Source organism: Saccharospirillum mangrovi (assembly GCF_003367315.1).
Classification (GTDB): domain Bacteria; phylum Pseudomonadota; class Gammaproteobacteria; order Pseudomonadales; family Natronospirillaceae; genus Saccharospirillum; species Saccharospirillum mangrovi.
Genome location: NZ_CP031415.1, coordinates 2694551 through 2718483, shown reverse-complemented (window position 1 = coordinate 2718483; position 23933 = coordinate 2694551). Strand labels below are relative to the sequence as shown.

The 23933-nt window shown below is 50.8% G+C and carries 21 protein-coding genes and 1 tRNA gene; 13 read left to right on the top strand and 9 right to left on the bottom strand.

Annotated features, from left to right (window positions below; translation table 11 throughout):
• Window positions 1–203: 203 nt before the first annotated feature.
• From acnA to queA, 8 genes are all read right to left on the bottom strand, one after another.
• On the bottom strand, window positions 204–2936 hold the full coding sequence (acnA, locus tag DW349_RS12965) for an aconitate hydratase AcnA (protein ID WP_108124915.1): 2733 nt from the start codon (window positions 2934–2936) through the stop codon (window positions 204–206).
• An 82-nt stretch (window positions 2937–3018) separates the two neighbouring features.
• Window positions 3019–4242, bottom strand: a complete 1224-nt coding sequence (locus DW349_RS12960) for a glycosyltransferase (RefSeq protein WP_232819291.1) — start codon at window positions 4240–4242, stop codon at window positions 3019–3021.
• Window positions 4243–4244: 2 nt separating this feature from the next.
• Window positions 4245–5258, bottom strand: coding sequence for a tryptophan--tRNA ligase (locus tag DW349_RS12955; RefSeq protein ID WP_108124917.1), 1014 nt, complete (start codon window positions 5256–5258; stop codon window positions 4245–4247).
• A gap of 112 nt (window positions 5259–5370) precedes the next feature.
• Window positions 5371–6321 (bottom strand): protein translocase subunit SecF, encoded by a 951-nt coding sequence (secF, locus tag DW349_RS12950; RefSeq protein WP_108124918.1) that lies wholly within the window; start codon window positions 6319–6321, stop codon window positions 5371–5373.
• 10 nt (window positions 6322–6331) lie between these two features.
• The gene (gene secD / locus DW349_RS12945; RefSeq protein WP_108124919.1) at window positions 6332–8179 is read right to left on the bottom strand and encodes a protein translocase subunit SecD; all 1848 of its coding nucleotides are present in this window, start codon (window positions 8177–8179) and stop codon (window positions 6332–6334) included.
• A gap of 104 nt (window positions 8180–8283) precedes the next feature.
• Entirely contained in the window at window positions 8284–8631 is a 348-nt protein-coding gene (yajC, locus tag DW349_RS12940; protein ID WP_108124920.1) for a preprotein translocase subunit YajC, read from the bottom strand.
• Window positions 8632–8759: 128 nt separating this feature from the next.
• Window positions 8760–9878: a tRNA guanosine(34) transglycosylase Tgt gene (gene tgt / locus DW349_RS12935; protein WP_108125309.1), complete on the bottom strand. Its 1119-nt coding sequence runs from the start codon at window positions 9876–9878 to the stop codon at window positions 8760–8762.
• A gap of 14 nt (window positions 9879–9892) precedes the next feature.
• A complete protein-coding gene (queA, locus tag DW349_RS12930) occupies window positions 9893–10933 on the bottom strand; it encodes a tRNA preQ1(34) S-adenosylmethionine ribosyltransferase-isomerase QueA (RefSeq protein ID WP_108124921.1) in 1041 nt (346 codons plus the stop codon).
• Between the two features lie 246 nt (window positions 10934–11179).
• Between queA and pyrC the strand changes: the two genes are divergently transcribed.
• From pyrC to DW349_RS12880, 12 genes are all read left to right on the top strand, one after another.
• Window positions 11180–12220 carry a dihydroorotase gene (gene pyrC / locus DW349_RS12925; protein WP_108124922.1) on the top strand — a complete coding sequence of 347 codons (1041 nt, stop codon included), beginning with the start codon at window positions 11180–11182 and terminating at the stop codon, window positions 12218–12220.
• Window positions 12221–12285: 65 nt separating this feature from the next.
• Window positions 12286–12372, top strand: a tRNA-Leu gene (locus tag DW349_RS12920).
• Between the two features lie 988 nt (window positions 12373–13360).
• Window positions 13361–14281: a hypothetical protein gene (locus tag DW349_RS12915; RefSeq protein ID WP_108124923.1), complete on the top strand. Its 921-nt coding sequence runs from the start codon at window positions 13361–13363 to the stop codon at window positions 14279–14281.
• 3 nt (window positions 14282–14284) lie between these two features.
• Window positions 14285–14635, top strand: coding sequence for a hypothetical protein (locus DW349_RS17390; RefSeq protein ID WP_157954296.1), 351 nt, complete (start codon window positions 14285–14287; stop codon window positions 14633–14635).
• Between the two features lie 5 nt (window positions 14636–14640).
• Complete coding sequence (locus DW349_RS12910) at window positions 14641–15678, top strand: hypothetical protein (protein WP_157954297.1); 1038 nt, start codon at window positions 14641–14643, stop codon at window positions 15676–15678.
• 212 nt (window positions 15679–15890) lie between these two features.
• Window positions 15891–17099 carry an MFS transporter gene (locus DW349_RS12905; protein WP_108124925.1) on the top strand — a complete coding sequence of 403 codons (1209 nt, stop codon included), beginning with the start codon at window positions 15891–15893 and terminating at the stop codon, window positions 17097–17099.
• 49 nt (window positions 17100–17148) lie between these two features.
• The gene (locus DW349_RS12900; RefSeq protein WP_157954298.1) at window positions 17149–18132 is read left to right on the top strand and encodes a Rossmann-fold NAD(P)-binding domain-containing protein; all 984 of its coding nucleotides are present in this window, start codon (window positions 17149–17151) and stop codon (window positions 18130–18132) included.
• Window positions 18107–18994: a hypothetical protein gene (locus DW349_RS17385; protein WP_157954299.1), complete on the top strand. Its 888-nt coding sequence runs from the start codon at window positions 18107–18109 to the stop codon at window positions 18992–18994. Before DW349_RS12900 ends, DW349_RS17385 begins: the two co-directional genes overlap by 26 nt.
• Window positions 18991–19620, top strand: coding sequence for a hypothetical protein (locus tag DW349_RS17380; RefSeq protein WP_157954300.1), 630 nt, complete (start codon window positions 18991–18993; stop codon window positions 19618–19620). Before DW349_RS17385 ends, DW349_RS17380 begins: the two co-directional genes overlap by 4 nt.
• Before the next feature lie 38 nt (window positions 19621–19658).
• Window positions 19659–20459 (top strand): 3-deoxy-8-phosphooctulonate synthase, encoded by an 801-nt coding sequence (gene kdsA, locus DW349_RS12890; RefSeq protein ID WP_198650449.1) that lies wholly within the window; start codon window positions 19659–19661, stop codon window positions 20457–20459.
• A 1-nt stretch (window position 20460) separates the two neighbouring features.
• Window positions 20461–21534 carry a hypothetical protein gene (locus DW349_RS17375; RefSeq protein WP_157954301.1) on the top strand — a complete coding sequence of 358 codons (1074 nt, stop codon included), beginning with the start codon at window positions 20461–20463 and terminating at the stop codon, window positions 21532–21534.
• Window positions 21535–21632: 98 nt separating this feature from the next.
• A complete protein-coding gene (locus tag DW349_RS12880; RefSeq protein WP_108124930.1) occupies window positions 21633–22208 on the top strand; it encodes a M48 family metallopeptidase in 576 nt (191 codons plus the stop codon).
• A 95-nt stretch (window positions 22209–22303) separates the two neighbouring features.
• Here DW349_RS12880 and DW349_RS12875 read toward each other — a convergent pair whose 3' ends face one another.
• Complete coding sequence (locus tag DW349_RS12875) at window positions 22304–23059, bottom strand: hypothetical protein (protein WP_108124931.1); 756 nt, start codon at window positions 23057–23059, stop codon at window positions 22304–22306.
• A gap of 311 nt (window positions 23060–23370) precedes the next feature.
• On the opposite strand from DW349_RS12875, the gene DW349_RS12865 reads away from it, so the two are divergent.
• Window positions 23371–23913 (top strand): NADPH-dependent FMN reductase, encoded by a 543-nt coding sequence (locus DW349_RS12865; RefSeq protein ID WP_108124933.1) that lies wholly within the window; start codon window positions 23371–23373, stop codon window positions 23911–23913.
• Window positions 23914–23933 lie beyond the last annotated feature (20 nt).

Here is a 23933-nt window from a genome sequence, read left to right as displayed (position 1 = left end):
AGCTGCGTCGACCAAACTTTGTGATTCAGTCGTCGTTTAAAGTGTGATTTATATCGCTCAAAAGTACAAGCAAGCGTCAATAAACCGTCACTTTTTTTGAGTGTACCGTTTCCATTGGGGTCGGTGTCAAACTTTTGTGTATAGAAGGATGACTTCCACCTGCCGTTGTGAAGGACGCCCCGGCAGGTGCCGGGGCATTGGGCTTACTGGCTCGCCAGTTCGCGCAGCACGTAGTGCAGAATGCCGCCGTGGCGGTAGTAGTCCCATTCAACGGCGGTGTCGATGCGTACCCGAACGGTAAAGCGCGTAACTTGACCGTTATCGTTCGTGGCGGTCACGGCCAGGGTTTCCGGTTCACCGTTGATGGGTTCGATGTCGAACGTCTCGGTGCCGGTTAAACCCAGGCTTGCGTGGCTGTCGCCGTCCTGGAATTGCAGTGGCAGTACGCCGAAACCGACCAGATTGGAGCGGTGAATGCGCTCGAAACTTTCCGCAATCACAGCTTTAACGCCCAACAGGTTGGTGCCTTTGGCTGCCCAGTCGCGCGATGAACCCGTGCCGTATTCCTTGCCCGCCAGCACCACCAGCGGCACGCCGTCTTGTTGATACTGCATGGCGGCGTCGAAGATGCTGGTTTGCTCGCCCGACGGATAATGCGTGGTGAAACCGCCTTCGGTGCCCGGTGCCAGTTGATTGCGCAGCCGGACGTTGGCGAAGGTGCCGCGCACCATCACTTCGTGGTTGCCGCGTCGTGAGCCGTAGCTGTTGAAGTCTTTCGGTGCCACGCCGTGTTCTTGCAGGTATTTGCCTGCCGGGCTGTCGGGCTTAATAGAACCGGCCGGGGAAATGTGGTCGGTGGTGATGGAGTCGCCGACTTTTACCAGACAGCGCGCGCCTGAAACGGGTGCTGGCGGCTGGGTTTCCATGGTCATGCCATCGAAATAGGTCGGCTGCTTGACGTAGGTGGATTCCGGCCAGGAGTAGATTTCGTCTTCCGGGACCGGCAGATTGCGCCAGGCCTCGGTGCCGGCAAACACATCCTGATATTTTTCCTGATACAGACCGGACGACAGCGCTTTCTCGACGCCTTCGGCAATCTCATGCTGGCTCGGCCAGATGTCTTTCAGGTAGACAGCTTTGCCATCGCTGCCAGTTCCGAGCGGTTCGGTGTTCAGGTCAATTGCCATCGAACCGGCCAGCGCGTAAGCGACCACCAACGGCGGTGACGCCAGATAGTTGGTCGGCACGTCCTGGTGAATGCGGCCTTCGAAGTTGCGGTTACCCGACAGCACCGACGACACCTTCAGATTGCCGGCGCGAATCGCCTCGGAAATGGCCTGATCGAGCGGGCCGGAGTTGCCGATGCAGGTGGTGCAGCCGAAGCCGACGATGTTGAACCCAAGCTCTTGCAGCGGCTCGAGCACGCCGGCTTTATCCAGATAGGCAGGCACCACTTGTGAGCCCGGTGCCAGCGAGGTTTTTACCCAGGGCTGGGATTTCAAACCTTTTTCACGCGCTTTTTTCGCCACCAGACCGGCCGCCATCAGCACCGCCGGGTTGGAGGTGTTGGTGCAACTGGTGATGGCCGCGATGACCACAGCGCCGTGTTTCAATTGATGCCGGGTGCCATTCAATTCGTATTCCACCGCACCTCGGTCCTGCAACTGAACGCTGTCGACGGCGGTTTGGCCGCCTTCGCTTTGGAAGCGGCCTTCGGCCTGATCGGACGCTATGGTGTTGGCGTCGGCTTCGAGCAGTTTGAGGAATTCGGTTTTGGCGATACGCAGCGGCACCCGGTCTTGCGGCCGTTTCGGGCCGGCGAGGCTGGGTTCGACGGTCGACAAATCCAGTTCCAGCGTATCGCTGTAATCGGCTTCACGCGCGCCGGTGTCGCGCCACAGACCTTGCTGTTGGGCGTAGGCTTTCACCAGATCGCGGTTCTGCTGGCTGCGGCCGGAGAGTTCCAGGTAACGCAGCGTTTCGTTGTCGATCGGGAAGATGCCGCAGGTCGCGCCGTATTCCGGCGCCATGTTGGCGATGGTGGCGCGGTCGGCCAGCGGTAGGTTATCGAGGCCGTCGCCGTAGAATTCGACGAACTTGCCGACCACGCCCTTGGCGCGCAGCATCTGGGTGACGGTCAGAACGAGGTCGGTCGCGGTGGCGCCTTCGGGCAGTTTGCCGGAGAACTTGAAGCCGACCACTTCGGGAATCAGCATGGTGATCGGCTGGCCGAGCATGGCCGCTTCAGCTTCGATGCCGCCCACGCCCCAGCCGAGTACACCGAGGCCATTGATCATCGTCGTGTGCGAATCGGTGCCGACCAGCGTATCGGGCAGAGCCCAGACTTCGCCGTCTTTTTCCTGCGTCATGATGACTTCCGCCAGATATTCCAGATTCACCTGGTGGACGATGCCGGTGCCCGGCGGCACCACGCGGAAGTTATCCAGCGCCTGTTGGCCCCAGCGCAGAAATTGATAGCGTTCGTTGTTGCGCTCGAATTCCTTGTCGGTGTTTTTCTTCAGCGAATCCGGCTGGCCGTAGTAGTCGACCATGACCGAGTGGTCGATCACCAGATCGACCTGCGAGCGCGGGTTGATCCGCGACGGATCGGCACCCAACTGGCTCATCGCCGCGCGCATGGCCGCCAAATCGACCACCGCCGGCACGCCGGTGAAATCCTGCAACACCACGCGTGCGGGCGAAAAGCCGACCTGATGGCTGGGTTCGGCTTTGGCGTCCCAGTCGCACACGGCTTTGATGTCGGCGGCGCTGACGTTCTTGCCGTCTTCTTTGCGCAGCAGGTTTTCCAGCAGGATTTTCAATGAGAAGGGCAGGCGGGCGAGGTCGGTGCTGTTCGCCAGTGCTTGCAGGTTGTAGTAGCGGTAGGTCTGGTTGCCTACGGTAAGACTGTCGAGGGCGTTAAAGCTGTTGCTCATCGGTGTTCCTCCGTCGATGGTTGCGCTGTGCCAAATGGGGGCGGCGCAGCCGTGAGTCCACGATCAGTCCGATGAGTTTAGGCTATGGCGTGCGATTCTTTGCTTCTATCCAGCGGCTCATAAACTCTTCGGCCCGATGTTCGGTCCGCCGCAGGATGCGACCCCAAATCTGGCGGTTGCGATGGTCGGCCAGATTCAGCGCCACCTGGTTCAGGCGGCGGACGAAGCCTGGCACATAATCTTGATGCCAAAAGCCGCTTTTCAATGCATCCAGGCCGGATCGCTGCGTTTGCTGCCAGGCAACTGGGTCGGTGTAGAGCCGCACGATGGTATCGGCCAATTGTTGCGGATCGTCACTGAGCGGATAAACCCAGGCGTCGGCGGCGGCCATTGATTCCGCGCCGATTGGCGTGGTCACTGTTGGCGTGCCGGTCAGCCAGCCGTCGAGAATCTTGCCTTTCTGGCCGGCGCCAAAACGCAGCGGCGCTAAATTCAGTCGGTATTGCTGCATCGTCGCCAACGCATCCTCGACGCGTCCGCGCAGATAAAAACCCGCCTTGGGTTGATGCTGTTGCTGCATGGCGTGATCGGCGTAGGCGCCATAGACGTGGCATTCAACGCCCGGTAAGCGGGCGCGTACCAAAGGCCAGATTTGAGTGCGAAACCAGGCTACGGCGTCGCGGTTTGGCGCGTGCTTGAAGCCGCCAATCATCATTAAATTCTGACGGTCGTCGAAGCCGGGCAGGGCGTTGAGGTCGGGTAATTGATCGACCAGAAATGGCAGATACAGCAGTTGTTCGGCCGGGACATGAAACTGGTTTTGCAGCAAATCGATTTCCACCTGGGAAATCATCAACGTCAAATCGCAGCGTGCCATCGCCGCCAGTTCGCGCTCAGCGGTGGCGTTGAATAGATTCAGCGGTTCGCCGGAGGTGAGTGCTTGCTGACGCGCTTCGCGCAAGCTGTGGAAGTCGCTGGTGTCGAGCAGCGTGAGCGCAGTCGGACATTGCTGATGCACGCGCCAACCGAACTGTTCTTCCATGACGAAGCGGTCGTAAATCACCAGCGCTGGATTGAGCGGTTTGATCCAGTCGTCGAAGCGGGAATCGTTGACGGCGATGCTGTGTTGAACGTGGCCGGTGTTGGCCTGGAATGGGGAGGTTTCCGCCGGGCTGGCGATTTCGACCCGATAACCCGCCGTTTCCAGCGCGCCGATCAGGTCGAGTGTGCGCCGGCCTGCGGCGGTGGAATTCGGCTCCGGCCAGTGCCGGGCCAGCAGCAGTGCCAGGCCGGCTGAAGCGTTCACAATTAACCCGCGATCGGGCCGATGCCGACTTTACGGCGCACGTCGGCCATCAACGGCACCGACAGGTCGCGCGCTTTTTCCGCACCGCGTTTGAGGATGGCGTCGAGCTGCGCCGGGTCGTCCATAAACAGCCGATACTGTTCGCGTTTGCCTTGCAGTTCCTCGTTGAGGAATTCGAACAGTTTCTGCTTCATCTCGCCCCAGGCGATGCCATTGGCGTATTGCTGGCGCATGTCGGCAATTTGTTCGGGGCTGGCGAAGGCGGAATAAATGTCGAACAGCGCCGAGTCGTTCGGGTCTTTCGGTTCGCCCGGTTCCAGCAAGTTGGTTTTGATCTTGTTGATCAGCTTGCGGAATTTCTTTTCTTCTTCGAACAACGGAATGGTGTTGTTGTAACTCTTCGACATCTTGCGACCGTCGAGGCCGGGCAGAATCATGCCCGATTCTTCAATCACCGCTTCCGGCAACGTGAAGGTGTCGCCGTAGATGTGGTTGAATCGGCCGGCGATGTCGCGCGCCATTTCGATGTGCTGAGTCTGGTCTTTGCCGACCGGAATTTTTTCGCCATTGAACATCAGAATGTCGGCGGCCATCAGAATCGGGTAGCTGAACAAACCCATGGTGATGCCACGATCCGGGTCGGCGTCGTTGTCGTCGATGTTGTCTTGCACCGCGGCTTTATAAGCGTGAGCGCGGTTCATCAAACCTTTGGCGGTGACGGTGGTCAGCACCCAGGTCAGTTCGGTGATTTCGGGAATGTCGGTCTGGCGATAGAACGTTACGCGCTCCGGGTCGAGGCCGCAGGCGAGCCAGGTGGCGGCGATGGCGCGTACCGATTCCTGCACTCGAGCCGGTTCCTGACATTTGATCAGGGCGTGATAGTCGGCAAGAAACAGAAAGGATTCGGTGTTCGGATTCTGGCTGGCAGCGATGGCCGGGCGAATGGCGCCGGCGTAATTGCCCAGGTGTGGAATGCCGGTGGTGGTGATGCCGGTCAGTACGCGCGTGGTGCTCATGAGGCTCTTCAGCAAATCAATTGGAGAGCGCGAACCTTAGCGGAAAGGGGCGTCAAAATCGAGAGCCCCGGCGCGGGGCCGGGGCTCGAAAGGATGGACGAAGGCGAGCCAATTAAGGCTTGTCGTCTTCCGGGTCAGCCAGCCAGGACGGCACTTCGTCCTGGTCGGCTTTTTCCTTTTCCGGCGGCATCAGGTCTTCTTTCGACAACTGCATGGTCAGCAGAATATTCGACGCCACGTAGATCGATGAATAAGTACCGATGACGACGCCGACGGTCAGCGCTTCGGAAAACGCGCGAATCAGTTCGCCGCCGAAAAGGCCCAGCGCGATCAACACCAGCAAGGTGGTCAAGGAGGTGATGATCGTCCGGCTCAGCGTTTGTGTCAGCGACAGGTTCACCAGATAGAGCGAGTCGTCGCGGCGCACGGTGCGGAAGTTTTCCCGGATGCGGTCGGCGACCACGATGGTGTCGTTCAGCGAGTAACCGATCACCGCCAGAATGGCTGCCAGTACCGTCAGATCGAACGCAAACTGCGTCACCGAGAAAAAGCCCAGCACGATGATGACGTCGTGAATCAAAGCGGCGACCGCGCCAACGGCGAATTTGAACTGGAAGCGCAAGGCGATGTAGACCATCACCAGGCCGAGCGCGACCAGCATGCCGATGCCGCCTTTCTCGCGCAGTTCTTCGCCGACCTGCGGGCCAACGTATTCGTTGCGGCGCAGTTCAACGTCGTTGCGCTCTTGCGACAACAGCGCCAGCACATCGGTGCCGAGGTTGGGGTTGTTGTCTTCCTGCATGCGAATCAGCACGTCGGTGTTGTTGCCAAAATATTGCACCACAACATCGCGGTAGCCGGCGTCGGTCAGAATGGTGCGCACCTGCTCGACATCGGCCGGCTGTTCATAGCCGACTTCAATCTGCGCGCCGCCGGTGAAATCCAGGCCGTAGTTCAGGCCGCGCACAACCAGTGACACAACGGAGATCAACAGCAGCGTGATGGAGAAGGCAGCCGCCCAATGGCGACGACCCATAAAATTCAAAACCTTGGGTTCACTCATGTCGTCGTCCTCAGATCGGCAGCTTTTTCACAGCCCGACCACCGAAGGTCAGGTTGGCCAGCGCACGCGTCAGCATGATGGCTGTGAACATGGAAGTGATGATGCCCACCGAGAGCGTGACCGCGAAGCCTTTGACCGGGCCAGTGCCGATGGCAAACAGAATCACCGCCACAATCAAGGTGGTGATGTTGGCATCCAGAATGGTGACAAAGGCGCGGCCGTAACCGGCGTCGATGGCCGTTTGCGGTGAGCGTCCTTCGGCCAGTTCCTCGCGGATACGGCTGTAGATCAGCACGTTGGCGTCCACCGCCATACCGACCGTCAGCACGATACCGGCGATACCCGGCAGCGTCAGGGTGGCACCCATCAGCGACATGACTGCCACGGTCAGAATCAGGTTGGCACCCAGCGCGACGCTGGCGAACACACCGAACACTTTGTACCAGGCGATCATAAACAGAATCACCAGCGCGAAACCGATGATCACCGAGTTGGTGCCCTGACGGATGTTTTCCGCACCCAGGCTCGGGCCAATGGTGCGTTCTTCAACAAAGCTCATCGGCGCAGCCAGCGCACCGGCGCGCAGCAGCAACGCCAGGTCGGATGCTTCTTGCGGGCTGTCCAGACCGGTAATCACGAAGGAGTTGGAGAAGGCGCCGCGAATGGTCGCCAGCGAAATGATTTCCCGCTCTTCGACGCTGTTGTAAATCGGCACCTGTTCGCCGTTTTGCTGCTCGTAACGTTGCAGCACCGACTTCTGTTCAATGAACAACACGCCCATCGGCCGACCGATGTTGGCACGCGTTACCTGACCCATGCGCGAGCCGCCTTCGCCGTCCAGGCTGACCTGCACTTGTGGCAGGCCGTTCTGGTCGTAAGAGACGCGAGCGTCGGTCACGTTGTCGCCGGTGACGATGACATCGCGCTCCAGCGCGGCAGTGCCACGACCGCCCTGGCTGGAACGCATCGGGAAGACTTCACCACCGCTGGTGGCTTCCAAACGGAATTCCAGGTTGGCGGCTTTGCCGAGAATGTTCTTCGCCTGAGCGGTGTCCTGCACGCCTGGCAGCTCAACAACAATGCGGTTTTCGCCCTGGCGCTGCACCAGCGGTTCGGCCACACCGAGTTCGTTGACGCGGTTGTTCAGGGTGGTGCGGTTCTGGCTGACGGCGTAATCCTGCAATTCGTTGATGCGCGCTTCGGTGAGCGTCAACGACAGGCCCGGCAAGCCGCGGGATTCAATCTCATCAATCTGGAAATCGCCCAGGTTGGTGTTCAGCCAGCGCTCGGCCTGATCGCGGAAATCGGTATCGGCCAGCAGCAGTTGAATGGAATCGTTATCCAGTACATCGACACCGCGATAACGGATGTTTTCTTCGCGGAAGCTGCGCCGGATGTTGGCGGCGTAGCTGTTCAATTGGGTGTCGATGAAACGGTCCATGTCGACTTCCAACAGGAAGTGCACGCCGCCGGACAAATCCAGACCCAGCGACATTGGCTGGGCGCCGATGGCCGTCAGCCAGTCGGGCGTGGTCGGTGCCAGGTTGAGGGCGACGATGTAGTCGCTGCCCAGGCCGCGTTGAATGGCGGCTTTGGCGTCGAGCTGGGCGTCGTTGGAATGCAGCCGGACCAGGGCAGACTGGCCGACGATTTCCTCGCCGAAGTGGTCAATGCCGGCTTCGTCGAGTAAGGAAGAAATGCGGTTCAGGCTGGTCTGATTCATGACCATGCCGGCGTCGGCGCCACGCACCTGGACAGCCGGGTCGGCGGGGAAAAGATTCGGCAAGCTGTAGAGGATGCCTAACGCCAAAACGATAACGATGACGGCGTATTTCCACAGCGGGTACTTGTTCAACATGTGGGTTTCCTGAGCGCGGTTGCGATTGCCTGTCTATTAATACAGCCAACAACACAGCCAAAAGAAAACGCCGCTTCCGGGGAAGCGGCGTTAGCGTCGGCCGATCAGATGGCCTTCAGCGTGCCCTTGGGCAGAGTGGCTACGATGGCTTGTTTCTGGAACGTCAGTTCGACGTTGGCGGCAACTTCCACGCTGACGTAGTCGTCGCTGACCTTGGTGACCTTGCCGGCGATGCCCGCAGCGGTGGTCACTTCATCGCCTTTGCTCAGCGCGGCGATCAGCGCTTTGTGTTCTTTGGCGCGCTTGCTTTGCGGACGCCAGACCATGAACCAGAAGATCAGCACGAACAGGCCGAGCATGATCGGCAATTGCCAGGTCGGTTGAGCCGGGGCCGGAGCGGCCAGTGCCAGTGCCGGAGACAGGGCCAGGGCGGCGGCGATCAGTTTTTTCATTGTTAACTCCGAAATGCCAGAGGTTGATTGAAATTATCGTTAGCCAGAGGCAGGTAGATAGGCATAGCAGCCCCATTTGATGGGGCCGTTTGGCCGAGCCTCAAGGCTGGGTAAAGGTTGTTAGTCGATTAGGGCTGCAACGGCGGTGTATCCAAGCCGCGGGCAGCGTAGAAGTCGTCGACAAAGGCCGACAATTTACCCGCTTCAATTGCCCCGCGCAAACCGGCCATCAGCCGCTGGTAATAGCGCAGATTGTGCAAAGTGCCGAGCTGAGCGCCGAGCATTTCGCCGCATTTGTCGAGATGGTGTAAATAGGCGCGGCTGAAGTTCTGACAGGTGTAGCAATCGCACTGCGCATCAAGCGGCGCGGTGTCGTGACGATGGCGGGCGTTGCGAATGCGCACCACGCCATCGGTGGTGAAGAAGTGGCCGTTGCGGCCGTTACGCGTCGGCATCACGCAATCGAACATATCGACGCCGCGACGCACGCCTTCCACCAGATCTTCCGGCGTACCGACGCCCATCAGATAACGCGGCTTGTCGGTCGGCATTTTTGGGGTGACGTGATCGAGCATGCGCATCATGTCTTCTTTCGGCTCGCCGACGCTGAGGCCGCCAATGGCGTAGCCGTCGAAACCGATGTCGGTCAAGCCGTTCAGGCTGACGTCGCGCAAGTCTTCGTACATGCCGCCCTGAATGATGCCGAACAGCGCCGACGGGCTGTCGCCGTGGGCGGTTTTCGAGCGTTGCGCCCAGCGCAGGCTCAGTTCCATCGACTTTTTAGCGACATCATGGGTAGCCGGGTGCGGCGTGCATTCGTCGAAAATCATCACGATGTCGGAACCCAGGGCGCGTTGTACTTCCATCGAGCGTTCCGGCGTCAGTTCGACCTTGGCGCCATCGACCGGCGAGCGAAACGTCACGCCTTCCTCGGTGATCTTGCGCATCTTGCCCAGCGAGAACACCTGGAAACCGCCGGAGTCAGTCAGAATCGGTTTATTCCAGCCGGCGAAATCGTGCAGGTCGCCGTGCTCTTCAATCACCTGTGTGCCCGGCCGCAACATTAAATGAAAGGTGTTGCCCAAAATGATGTGCGCGCCGATCTCTTCGATCTGCTGCGGCGTCATGCCTTTCACCGTGCCGTAGGTGCCGACCGGCATAAACGCCGGTGTTTCGACCTTGCCGCGCGGGAAATTCAGCGTGCCGCGACGGGCAGCGCCGTCGGTGGTCTTGAGTTCGAAATCCATAAAGCAGGAGCGGGTCATGCGGTGTCCTCGGGTTTGCGGCTGACGAACATCGCATCGCCGTAACTGAAAAAGCGATAGCGCTCGTCAATGGCGGCCTGATAAGCGGCCATCACCGCCTCGCGACCGGCAAAAGCGCTGACCAGCATGATCAGCGTCGACTGCGGTAAATGAAAGTTAGTGATCAGCGCATCGACCACGCGAAAACGATAGCCCGGATAAATAAAGATGTTGGTATCGCCAGTGAACGGCTGCAATTCGCCAGAAGCGGCGGCCGATTCGAGTGAGCGCACGGACGTTGTGCCCACGGCAATCACCCGGCCGCCACGTGCACGGGTTTGCCGAACGGCCTCGACCACGGCCTCGGTCACTTCAATCCATTCCGAGTGCATGCGGTGGTCTTCGATTTTGTCGGCTTTGACCGGCTGAAACGTGCCGGCGCCAACGTGCAACGTCACGAAAGCGGTGTTCACGTCTTTGGCGGCCAGAGCTTCCAGCAGGGCGGTGTCGAAATGCAGACCGGCGGTCGGTGCAGCAACGGCACCGCGGCGTTCGGCGTAAACGGTTTGGTAGCGGTCGCGATCGCTGGCCTCGTCGGCGCGGTCGATGTACGGCGGCAGCGGCATGTGGCCGTGTTGTTCCAGCAACTCGACCAAGGGTGCGTCATTTAAACAGCGCAGCTGGAACAGATTGTCGTCGCGGCCGGTCACTTCCAGTTCGATGCCGCCTTCGAGCGATAATTGAGCGCCTTCTTTCGGCGAGCGCGACGAACGCACATGCGCCAGTGCGGTTTGCTCGCCGGTCATCCGCTCGATCAGCACTTCCACCTTGCCGCCGCTGGCTTTCTGGCCGAACAGCCGCGCCGGTATCACCTTGGTGTTGTTGAACACCAGCAAATCGCCAGGCTGCAACTGGTTTAGCAAATCGGGGAATTGACGATGCGCGATCTGGCCGCTGGCTCCATCGAGACACAGCAGGCGGCTGCCAGTGCGTTCGGCGGTGGGTTGGCGGGCAATCAGCTCGTCGGGCAAGGAAAAATCGAAGTCGCGAACGTCCATTCGGGTCGTCGGGCCGGCTAAAAAGGGCCGCGTATTTTAGGGGCAGAGCGGGCATAAAAAAAGGCCGGCAGGGGCCGGCCAAGGTTCCGAGGTTCTCCGATCCCGCAGGAAACTACTTGGATCGGTGGTCGAGTGCTCTAACGACGCGCCCAGACTAGTGCGCTGCCATGACAAGCCGATGACAGCGACTTAGGTGTGAATCTGATAAACTGCCGCACCTTCTTGCTTCCCGCTTCAGGCCCGACGATGACCCAACTGACGCTGCGCACGCCCGACGACTGGCACCTGCATTTCCGCGACGACGCCCTGCTCACTGAAACCGTACCCGCCACCGCCCGCTGCTTTGCGCGCGCCATCGTTATGCCCAACTTAACGCCGCCGGTCACCACTGCCGAGATGGCCAGCGCCTATCGCGAACGCATACGCGCCGCTCGTCCGCAGGGCAGCACCTTCGAGCCGCTGATGACGCTCTATTTAACCGACCGCACCACCGCCGCCGATATTCAGGCCGCCAAAGCCGCCGGTGTGGTTGCCGCCAAGCTGTATCCGGCGGGTGCGACGACCAATTCCACCGCTGGCATCAGCGCGTTGGATTCACTCGACCCGGTGTTTAATGCGCTGGCCGAAGCCGGTTTGTTGCTGCTGATTCACGGTGAAGTGACCGACGGCGAGGTGGATATTTTCGATCGTGAAGCGGTGTTTATCGAACGCCACTTGCGCGGCATCGTTGAGCGTCACCCCGGCTTAAAGGTGGTGTTCGAACACATCACTACGAAAGACGCCGCCGATTTCGTGTTGGAAGCGCCTGAGCGCGTTGCCGCCACGCTGACGCCGCAACACCTGATGTTGAACCGCAACGACTTGCTGGTCGGCGGCATCCGCCCACACAACTACTGTTTGCCGGTGCTCAAGCGCCGCACACATCAAGAGGCGTTGCGCGCCGCCGTCGCTAGCGGTTCGCCCAAGTTCTTCCTGGGTACCGATTCGGCGCCGCACGAACGCCATAAGAAAGAAAGCAGTTGTGGCTGCGCCGGCTGCTATTCCGCCTGGTCGGCACTGGAACTCTACGCTCAGGTGTTCGACGAACTGGGCGCGCTCGACAAACTCGAAGCCTTCGCCAGCGAACACGGCCCCAACTTCTACGGCCTGCCGCTGAACCAGGGCACGGTCACGCTGGTGCGCGAACCCTGGCAGTTGCCCGAGGTGATCGACCTGCCCGACGGCGACAGCATCGTCCCGTTCCAAGCCGGTCAGACCATCAACTGGCGCGTGAAAACCACAAACTGACCCAGACAACCCATTGACGGGCAAGGATTTTTCGCTAGAATGCCCCACACCTTGCGAGGTGCAATGCCAGAGTGGCGAAATTGGTAGACGCAGGGGATTCAAAATCCCCCGGTGGCAACACTGTGCCGGTTCGAGTCCGGCCTCTGGTACCAGTATTTGACGAAGCCCTGATCATGTAAAAGTGGTCAGGGCTTTTTCGTTGCTGGGCGTCGCGACCGGACTCAAACCGGCACGTGCCGGCCGAGGCGTCGGACCGTCGAGTCCGGCCTCTGGTACCAGATATATGAGAGCCCTGATCACGATATGTGGTCGGGGCTTTTTTATTGCTCTGCGTCGCGAGTCGGACTCAAACCGTTCGGCCGATGTGTCGGACCATCGAGTCCGGCCTCTGGTACCAGATTTTAAAGAGCCCTGATCACGAAAGTGGTTGGGGCTTTTTTGTGCCTGGCGTCGCGAGCTGGACCGATTGGACCAGCACACTGGCCGTTCGGCCGAGATGCCGGACCATCGAGTCTGGCCTCTGGTACTAAATTTTGAGAAGCCCCAATCACGTTGAGTGGTTGGGGCTTTTATTTGCTACTGGTCGCGAGCTGGACCGATTGGGCCCTCACACTGGACGTTCTTGAATTGTTTACATCGCTTAGACGAAAGCTATAGGCAGCCGAAAACATTAGCTCCATTCTCTAGATGACTAGGGTTTGGGAATGTTCAGCTGAGTCAAGAGAACCGGATTATTGAAAGTACTCGAAGGCAGGCATGAACGAGGCAGTAAGGTCATCAACAACTAATTACTAGCGTAACGCTTCAATCAGATTATTAGAGATCAGGCTTTGATGGGTGCTATCAAGTCGACCATCGTTTGAAAAAGTTGTCATAATTGGAAAAAATCCTCGGAAGGGAATTGCATCAAGAGTTAAATTATGCGAATTTGAAATTGCTCTCATTAATCGTGAGAGTAAATTAGCAACTAACTATATAAGGAAGATTTTAATGGATATTTTAAAAGCTAAACGTGTACGTCGTGCCACTTCGGCACTGTAATACACTAGATTAAATCTGGTTAGAAAAGGGGAGGAATACCTCCCCTAGTTAATTATAGGGAATATTGAATCCCAATATAGTGAATAAGGAAATCAATATATGATATTTCAGCACCCTGTACTGAACCCAAACTTAAGCTTTTCATGGATTAATCATGAAAAGCTAAGAATAGAAATTTTTGATCAAGAGATTACGATTGGATTTGATAGTGAAGAAAAGCAAAAAATAGCAAAAGTGCTATTCCAGCGAATGTCATCAAGACAAGATATTAATGAAATTCTCGCTGAAGACAAAGCAGAGGAGATATTTTTACAGCTAGCAAAGCTGCGGTTAGTTACCGAAGGCGTACCCACCCGCCCGGGTTTCGTTAACTCTCTAGCCTTTCAATGTGAACTGGAAGCATGGTTTGAATATTACCATATTCTAAACATTGGGGAGTCCAAATTCGATACCCTCTTTTTCGAGGGAGCGCTTAGTAATGCTGAGGTTGTCCGATTTATTGAAGAATACTATCAAGTGACACGCTTATGTTCATCTTCAGTATCGGCAGCCATCGCGCAAACTATTGGGTATACAGATCAAGTGTTCGAGTTTTTTAGGGAAGAGTATGGACATGAAAAGCTCTTAAGAAAATCTCTCATAGAGCTAGGATACTCGGAAGGTGACATCACTAGCTTGACGCCAAGGTATGCTACTCGAGTCCTAATGAACCATCTAAAACTCATGTCCTTAACTGATATCGAGTCATTTTCCTCTATGATTTTTCTATTTGAGGGTACTAGGGTCGACGCTGATGACTATCTAAGTGCATTAGAGTTGTACAACCTACCAGATAAAGTTATTAAGCCTCAGCGCATTCACGAGGACATAAACTCTAATGGTGATCATGATCTCGAGAGCTTGCATATGATGAAGACTTTTGGAGAGTTTTCACATAGAAAAGCAGAATCAATTAAGTATCAGGTTTTAAATACATACAGCATTATGCATTGGATGAATAATTCATTATTAGAGGGATAGGGAATGATTTCTTATATTGAAAATATCTTGATACCACGTCACGCCTCTCTTTTTTGTTCATTTGCAGATGCTGATTCTCAATATGAAATCCTGCAAAAATTTGTTCTTAAGTTTAAGAGAGATTGTAATTCAGAAAACCTCTCGCCGCCTGAAATTGGTATTGTAGAATTTTTAGAGCTTACAATATATAATAACAGGCTTAGCTATTTTTCTGCATTTTCATTGATATACGAAAAATTATCATCAGACTCTAAAACTATTGAGCGCTATCTATCTTCAATTAAGGATCTCCTTCCCAATCATCAAGAGTTAAATAAAGCTGATCAAAATTTTATTGATCAACTTATGGGGTGAATGTTTTGAAAGAAGAAGCTTTGATATCAAAATACAAGCAATATATAGAGAGCGGAATGTTAGCCGACTACTCAGAACTATCAGACCAATATTTACTCTATCAAAAAATCATCTATTCAAAAAAAAATGAGTTAGAAGATGTAAGTATAGAGAATTTTCTACAAGAAATATCGATTGAGGCAAGCTTAAATACTAAAGCTTTAGACTTAATTCTCAATGAAAAACAACTAGGTAAAAGTGTAAAGCTAATTAAGGGTCGAAAGATTGAAGATCAGCTATACGCATCTGGAACTAAGCGACTGTCATTGGACATAGATATAGTCACAAGGGACGAGGCATCATTTGCAATAGTTTGTGGTCTATTAGATGGTGCAGGATATGAAGAGTCATTTGCGATTGACTTGCAGCTTAAAGATCCTAAGAGAACATTTTCTACAAGATTTGTTCCGAAGGGGAGTCATTCGGATCGTGGATTTGAGTTGCATTGCATGCGGTTTCCAATTGACCTCCATGGAAGGTCGATTTCATGGGAGGAAATGGATGTTTTCGAACAAGCAGCAGGTACATGCGCACTGCAAGTATTCTTTCTGCTTACACAGTTTGATCGCAAGAACAGGTGCTTGGTTAGAGATGCTGTAGAGCTAGAGCTACTATTAAAGAAAATGAACACAGATCAAATAGATCAAGTAAGATCACTTGCTGTTTCTAAAAAAATTGAACTTCCTAAGGTTGTATTCGATTTAATTCCAAGTGCAAATCCGCTATTTATTGATCTGTCAGAGGGTAGTGAAAGGAAAAAGCTACCTATTTTTGAAAGACTCAGAAAGGTCATCGACCGTATTAACGAATCAACAATTATAGGGAGTTTTGCAATAGGTATTCTGGATAGCCGAATGATGGTCAGCTTGTTGAGGAAGATAGATTTTCCACTAGTAGTTTCTAGCTCGAAATATTGTAAAGATAATAAACATAAATCTTTATCCTTTGCGAAAAGGAAATACTTTTACTCGACAACTGGATCAAATTTTGAACCAATTGAATAGAGAGGTAATTGGCAATAAAAGTCTATTTCGTTGGGCTAAGAAATTTATTTGATTGCAGCCAGCTGCGATAAAAACTTATAGGTTAAGGTGTTAAAGCCATGGTACATAGCTAAATTCATACTAGCTTTTTTCACTCGCTATTTAGTTGGCAAGATGGGGGTGAATAATTCAATGTACAAATTTCAGAGTCAAATCCGTATCGGTATGGTTTGATGCTACCTATTACTCAAGAATACGTAGGTGAAAAATTGAAAAACCTTATTGCAATCTCTGTTTTTAGGGCTCTTTCCGAAAAAACTACTTACTTCATTCTGCCATTATGGGCTTATGAACTTACTAGCTCTAGTGGTCTCATGAGTAGTGTAAGGCTATTTGAGTTCTTGCCATTTCTACTAATAGGGCTTGTTATAGGAACTATCGTTGATCGAATAGGAAGTAGATCTGGTTTTATTATTGGGACATCCGGACAGGCAATTGCAATATTCCTGCTGGCTGTAACAGGCGCTGTAGATCAAAGATTGATGGTAGGGTTGGTATTTACTTCTATGGGATTTACATATTTCGCTGCCAACTCGTTTATGGTTCAGGTTAAGTTTGAACTCCCAAGTGACAGGATAGTAAATTTCACTAAAATAAACAGCATGGTAAGCAACAGTATTGATAGTACTGGACCTGCAATTATTGGGCTACTGTTAATTTTTATTTCCTATAAAAGCGCATTAATCTTAAGTGTTTTGTTACTTTGTTTAACCCTTACTTTAGGGTCTATTAGTTTTAGAGTAAATCCAGGTGACTCATCTAGTCCATTTTTAAAAGACTTCGCTAAAGGTTTTAAAGTAGCTTATTCGTTAAAGACTTTATGGACTTTATCATGGTGGACAGCTGTAACAAATTCAATAATCGTCTTAACCGAAATTGCCATCATCTTCTATTGCAAAAAAACACTGGGATTGTCTGACGCGGCTATAGGAGTTTTGCTCGGCATTTCTGGGCTAGGCGCCATACTGGGGTCTTACTTTTCTGAGTCTTTAGAAAAACTTTTCGGGGTCATAAAAATACTAATTTTTAGCATTATTTTGATTGGTGCGGCGTATATTATTTGTTCGATCAACTTGAATGTATTCACTATTGCAATGTTGCTATTTGCCGAATCATTCTTGTATTCGATGTATGTAGTTTGTATTCGTACGTATAGGCTATTGATTACTCCAAAATCTGACATTGGCAAAGTTTCTGGGATTTCTGGAAGTATCTTTAAATCTTTGATGCCAATAAGCTTGGGGCTATACGCATTGCTAGGAAGTCATATTTCTGTAGATAGATTACTGTCTTGGCTTGGAACCTTCCTTATCATAGGTGCATTAATTTTACTTAGCAGTAAAATTTTAAATTTGAATCAAAAACTATCACAAAATTATTAAGTCACTGATTAAGGATGGTTTAAAAATGGCGAAGGAAATGGAATGCATTGTGCCCGAAGTGATTGCCAGCATCCCGAGAGGCCTTTCAGAAATAGTTATAATTGGTGGGGCTGGTCAAGTTGGTAGAGACCTAATTACTCTCTTACAATATGAGGCTCCTACCATATCAGTCATTCTATATAGTCACAGTACTCAGTACTCTGCTAGGTTGAGGGCTGTTCTATTAGATACTCCACAGCCGGAAATGGTTCGAATTGCTACGAATATATCAGAAGTATCTAATTGTGATCTTTTAGTCATAGCTTCGGGAAAGAATAACAAAAGTACGACCGGGGAGAACCTAAAGGAGCGCCTGTATAGCTCAAACTTTGAGGATGTATGTACCTACATTAATAGATTGACGCCTCGAACGACTTTAATTGTTACTAATCCATGTACACGTATAATGTACGAAATAAACAAGCAAAATATCGGATCAGCCTATTCAGTTGGAGTTGAAAACGACAACATTAGGTTTAGAAAAACATGTTCTGTTGATGATCTATTTATTGTAGGAGGACATAATTTTTTTGAGTACCATGTTGGTTCTAGATATGAGAGCTTAGGTGTTGAAAAATCATTAGTTTTTGGCGAGACTCTGTATAAAGAGTACTCGAAATTTCAAAACCAACAGATCAATGAAGACGAGTACTCAAACTTATTATCTCACTTAAATATGGCTCCTGATCACCACAAGTGGTGGCTTCTCCAGAGATTGAACTCACAAAAGAATGGAAGTGCTTATTCTTGTGCTAAGTCTATTTGTAATATCATCAAATTATTGCAAGGAGAGGCATTGGAGCCAGTAGTGCTTGAGCTTCCTTTAAAGTTTAGGCGCTTTGAAAAACATGCAACAATAGGATGGCCTATAGACCCCTCGAATATGCGGCCAGTGCCGTTGTGGTTTGACAAAGATTCGCTCTCTGAATTAAAGGAAACTATTCAGAACTATTCAATTGGAGAATTTCATGAGCAATCAAATTTTATTAGATGAACTAAATAAACACAAAGATATTGCTCAATCTATGACTGTTTTTGTAGGCGGTAGCAGAGTGTCTGGATACGGTAACTGTACTTCGGACATCGACGTATATGTGATCAATCATAGTAGGACGTTCAATTATGATATTTATATAAATAATATTAAGTATGATATATCGTGCATTAAACTTGATGAGTATAATAAAAATTGCTCAATGATCCCAGTTTTATATGAAAAACTAGTACAGACTACAAAGAAGCCGGAGATCATACCTTCATGGTTATTATCGCTTTATAGATTGAGATCATCTTTCTGTATATATGCTTGCAATAATATGGTGGTAAGCGCACCATCCATAGAAATGCTTGCTTTTCTATATCACCGGTTTTTCTATGGTGGCTACGCGAAGTTTAAAGACATGCTAGGTGCCTACTATGATGGCGATTTGAGACAAGTGGTATTGCTATTTAGGGACTATATAGAGTGTCAGGCACTTGCATACTTGTCATTGTCGTATAGATCTTTTTTGAACAAGAAATGGACAACAAAAATATTTTTAAACGAACCTAAAGTGCCAAGAGGAATCAGGGAAGTATATGAGCAGGCCATGTTTTCTGAGCTCGAAATGGGTCAATTGGAAGAGGTCATAATTGTGCTTTTAACTTGGTTCAGAGATACAATTTGCTCATTTGACAATGAGTTCGTATCTTCGTCCGTTAACTGTCAACTTTCTAATCTTAAACAGTTGACCTGCAAAAATTATCAGGCCGAATTTTCTAAGATGTATAAAATGACGATGCTCAGTCCTAATTCCGATATTGCATGGTTTTTAGGGGAAGAGCATATAAGAATATTCAAGGAATCGAACACATGATAAATCAAAGCATTGTTAATCGAATTCAACGTATTGATTGGGTCAATCATCTTGATTTTCACGCCGTGATCACGGCTTCGTTGCTAGAGTTAGCAAGAGATCTACAGCCAATTATAGAGCGCGTGAATGAAATAAAATATAGTGATAATCGAACTGAGTATAGTGAGCGTGGTCCTAATATTGATAAGTATATCCTTTACAAATGTAACGATACGGGATGGTCACTGAGATTACATAAAATAAGGCAGCGTTCACCAAATGAAGGATCAGAAAGCCCGCATAATCATAGATTCAAGATTGCAACTTTGTTGCTCTCTGGATCCTATCGTCAAAATATCTATCGTAGGATCAACGGTGTAGTAGATGATAGTACGATAGTCATGACTCATGATGTGCGAGAAGGTAACAGCTATACATTGGACCATGATGCGATACATCAATTGATTCCCTATTCGACAGTTTATTCGCTATTTTTTCGTGGTCCTGCAATGAAAGGTAAGAATGACATGTTTCATGGTTCTGAAGTTAGTCATTGGACTAGTGGAAAATTAGGACATAAGTCAATTGCAACTTTAACTGATGATGATTTTGATGCTGTTAATGAGGATTTAAGTTTAATAAGATGATCAGCCTGTGTTAATTTATATTTCATTAGGAGAATAATGTGGAAAATCTTCCTTTATATATTTGTGGGCCGTGTGCAATAGAGTCTTATGATCTTGTAATGACGGTTGCAGAAGAGCTAGTGAATATTGAAAGAGAATTGGGTATAAAAATAGTATTTAAATCTAGCTTTGATAAGGCAAATAGAACTTCTGCAAGTTCGAAGCGAGGAGTTGGTATTGATGAAGGCTTGCGAATTTTGGAGGCAGTACGGGAACAGCACGGACTTAAAGTAACCACTGATGTGCATAATGAGCAACATGCTAGGCAAGCTGGGGATATAGTAGATATCATCCAAATACCAGCGCTGTTATGTAGACAGACGGATATTATAGAGGCAGCTGCGAGCAAAAATGCTATTTTGAATATTAAGAAAGGACAGTTTTTATCGCCAAGTGAAACAATATCACTTTACAATAAAGCCAAGTCCTTTACTAACGGTCCTGTATTCATTACGGAGAGGGGGACATGCTTTGGTTACAATAATTTGGTTAATGATTTTAAAGCAATATATCAATTACAATTAGAATCCATCCCTATTATTTTCGATGCTACACATAGCGTACAACAACCAGGATCAGAATTAACTTCTACAGGTGGCCGTAGAGACTGCGTTGAAGCGCTGGCAAGGGGGGCGGCAGCTGTTGGGGTTCAAGGATTTTTCTTCGAAACGCACCCTGAGCCTGACAAAGCGATTAGTGATGGTCCGAATATGGTTCCGACAGGTAAATTAAAGGCAATCTTAAAAAATATAAAAGCGATTTCAGACTTATCAAAATCCATTGAATACGAAAAGGTATGATATGAGTGATAATTTATATGTTATATTGAATAAGGCTTATGTTTATATAATTTCTGAGGATTCATACACGTTCACGTTGCTAGAAAATGAATTGGGCGAGTATTTTACTGTAACGCGTGATGCAGGCTTACTTGCAAGTGACTGTATTTGTATTGGTTCAGTTGAATTTTATAGTTCTGAAGGTCTATATGAAAGTACCTTAGCAGAATACGCTAATTGCTCTTATACAGAGTTTTATATGCATAAGCCAAAGAACACTAAAAATGAAGATCGAATTGGACGGATATCAAAAGAAGACGGGCTTACAATTGTTGATTCGGTTACAAAAAAGAGTGTTATTGTATGTGATTACGATAAGAAAGTTATCAAGCTGTACAATTCTGACTTGGACAGAGGATCTAAAGAGGTAAGGAGAATAGTAAGAGATCAATTATTAGTTCCATATTACGAGTCGCGGGGCGCGATAGTCATGCATAGCTCGGCATTTTGCAGGTCAGAAAGTGGAACATTAGTTGTGGGATCATCCGGAAGTGGAAAAACAACAGTATATATGGAAGCATTGAATCGTGCCGATAGTTATAGATTTTTAACTTGTGAAAGGACACTAATTATACCTGAGGAGTCGAAGCTCCTTATGAAAGGTATTCCAGAGCAAATTAATTTCTTCCCTGGGTCTTTTGACATGTATGAGGAGACGCGCTCCTTGACTAAAGGTATTTCTCAAAGTGATTTTTGGAAACGAAGTTATAAAATTAAAACTAAGTGGAGAAAAGTATTGCAGTGTTTTGGTGCAGAAGTCGCTAGCGGACCTGTTGCTCTAAAAAAAATATGTCTGCCAAAGTATATGACTAGTGATTTGCAAGCCCAAGAGTTTATCAAAGCTAGCTATCGTGAACTAGTTGATTCAGAGGTCTTAACTTTTAATGACACAATTCGTCCAAATTGGTTAGCTTGGTACGTTAGAGATGACACTCGTTGTAAACGCACCATCGATATGCTTTTGGAAATGGATTGCGAAAAGTTGTTGTGGAATAAAAGAGAAGATATCGCTAAGTTTCTTGATAAGGCTGCTTAAACGGCCCACAACGTCGTAGGTGCTCAAGGCGCGGTTGTAGGAGCTAGACGAGCTATTTTCCTACAGCCAACCACGAGCACTTAAATCCTGCTGTTGTCTTGCTTGCCCCCCCAACAACACTCAGTGAGGAACGCCAGCAGGAACTTCGCCAGTCGTTCGATCGGTATTTTGGTGATCGGTTAACTGGGCTGAATGTCCGTGTGTTGTTCTACAACAGCACTGCGTTTGGCGCCAACGCCTTTGCTTTACCTGACGGCAGTTTGATATTCACCGATCAATTTGTGGAATTGGTTAATGAAGATGAATTCCTCGCCGTCGCCGCCCACGAAATCGGCCATGTTCGTCACGACCACAGCATACGCAGCATCATTGGCTCCTCCACGCTGGTCGCCGCTACATTGCTGATTACCGGTGACAGCGAGGCCATTTCCGAAATCATCGTCACAGCGCCTTATGCACTGGCGCAGCTCGCCTATTCGCGTGATATGGAACAGGAAGCCGATACGGCCGCGTTACAGTTGATGCAGGCCGCCGGTCTGGACCGGCAAGCTTTTGCGTCGGCGCTGCGCAAGATGATGGACAGCCATGGTGCTGGTCAGAAGGATTCCAAGGTCTGGGACGAATACCTTTCCAGCCACCCGGCAACCGACCAACGAATCAAGCGGTTTGAGTAGAGTATCCCGGCCGTTGGCCGGGGTATTAAGAATGCGGCGATCATTGCGGCTTAATCCGTGTGGCAGCAAGGCACTTCGCGCTGAATCAGCTGCCGTTACCGCTGTGCATTGCCAATCTGAATACTCCAACCCTGCGCACCAATGTGCTTCGCTGCGTTGTTCAACAATTGCTCTCGAACTGGCTCGCTGTTGTCATCCGACAGATAGCTACCTCGGTAGTATTTAGCACTTGATGTTATGCCTCGGCTTTCCAGTTCCGGATCAAGTTGATGGGCGTAATAGGCCTGGGTGGCATCGGCGTCTTTCAGGAAGGCGGAAGCACTCGGCGCTATCGCCATGCGGCCTTCAATATCCAGTTCAAATGCACCCATAACGGCCAATTCACCAGCGGCTACGGCAACCAGGCTGCGTTCTACGGCTTCTTCAGATAAGAGAATGTTTTCACCGAAGGTTCTGCTAAAGGTTGCCTGAACATTTCCCGAACCTAATGAACCCGCTGTGCCTCTTGAGTAGCTGACGGCGACAGCGACGTATTGTCCGGGCTCGGCATTTAACAGGTAGTAGTGGTCGTCGAAACTGACAGCTGTCTGATACAGCTCTCCGGAAAGAAGGTTGTTGTTCTCTGTGAGGCGGGCGAAGGTTAGGCGTTTGTCTTTGCAGGGCATCAGCGGCATGCAGGGGTTGGGCATTTTAATCATAACGGCGCTGCTCCCCGCTGCTTCTGGTTCGGCGACCGGAGCCGTGGTGGCACAGCCACCCAGCACGAGCAACAGGCTGACCATAACAGTGGCCGGTATAAGTTTGGTTTTCCGTACGTTTATCTGGTTGATATCACAACTGCGTTGTCTCATTCGATTTGCACTCCAAGGCCGTTTTTATAATCCGCCGAGCGGCTTCGCCGGGCATTATGGGAACGGCTTTGTGGCAGTGCAGAGGAAAATTGACGCAAAAGCATGGAAAAATGACGCAAAGCTGTTTCTTGCGATGTATCCGGGGCCTGAATGCTTCAATGCTTAGCACCAGAGGCGACGCTAAAAACGAGGCCATTGAATGGCACCTATCCGTGCCGGCGTGGGCTTTGAATATCGCAGTATCAGTAATTGACCAAGCGCGTACCCGGCCCTTTAATGCCTGGTGAAACTTTTTAGAAAGGGCTTCAACCATGACGAAGACAATCCTTGGTCTCAGCGGCAGTTTACGACGCGCATCCTTTAACGCGGGCTTGCTGAGAGCTGCGGCAGAGTTGGCGCCTACGGGTGCAAAGATCGATATTGGCTCAATCCGCGATGTCCCGCTCTACGATGGCGATTTAGAAAAAGCCGACGGCTTACCGCCAGCGGTTCTTGTTCTTCAGGAGCAACTTCAAGCGGCGGATGGGGTATTGCTGGTAACGCCGGAATACAACAATGGCATCCCGGGTGTTTTCAAGAACGTAATTGACTGGATGTCACGTGGGCCTGGTCTGCAAATGTGGGTCGGCAAGCCTGTCGCCATTATCGGCGCTTCACCCGGTGGCTTCGGCACGATCATGGCGCAGAATCATTGGTTGCCCGTGCTGCGAACGCTTAGAGCTTCCGTCTGGACCGAAGGACGATTGATGGTGTCGCAAGCCGGTAAAATGTTTGATGAACAGGGAAACCTGACCGATACCGCCAATCGCGATAAATTGGCCGACTTCATCAGCGGCTTTGCCAAGGTGATTTAGCCACAATCGAAACTTTATAG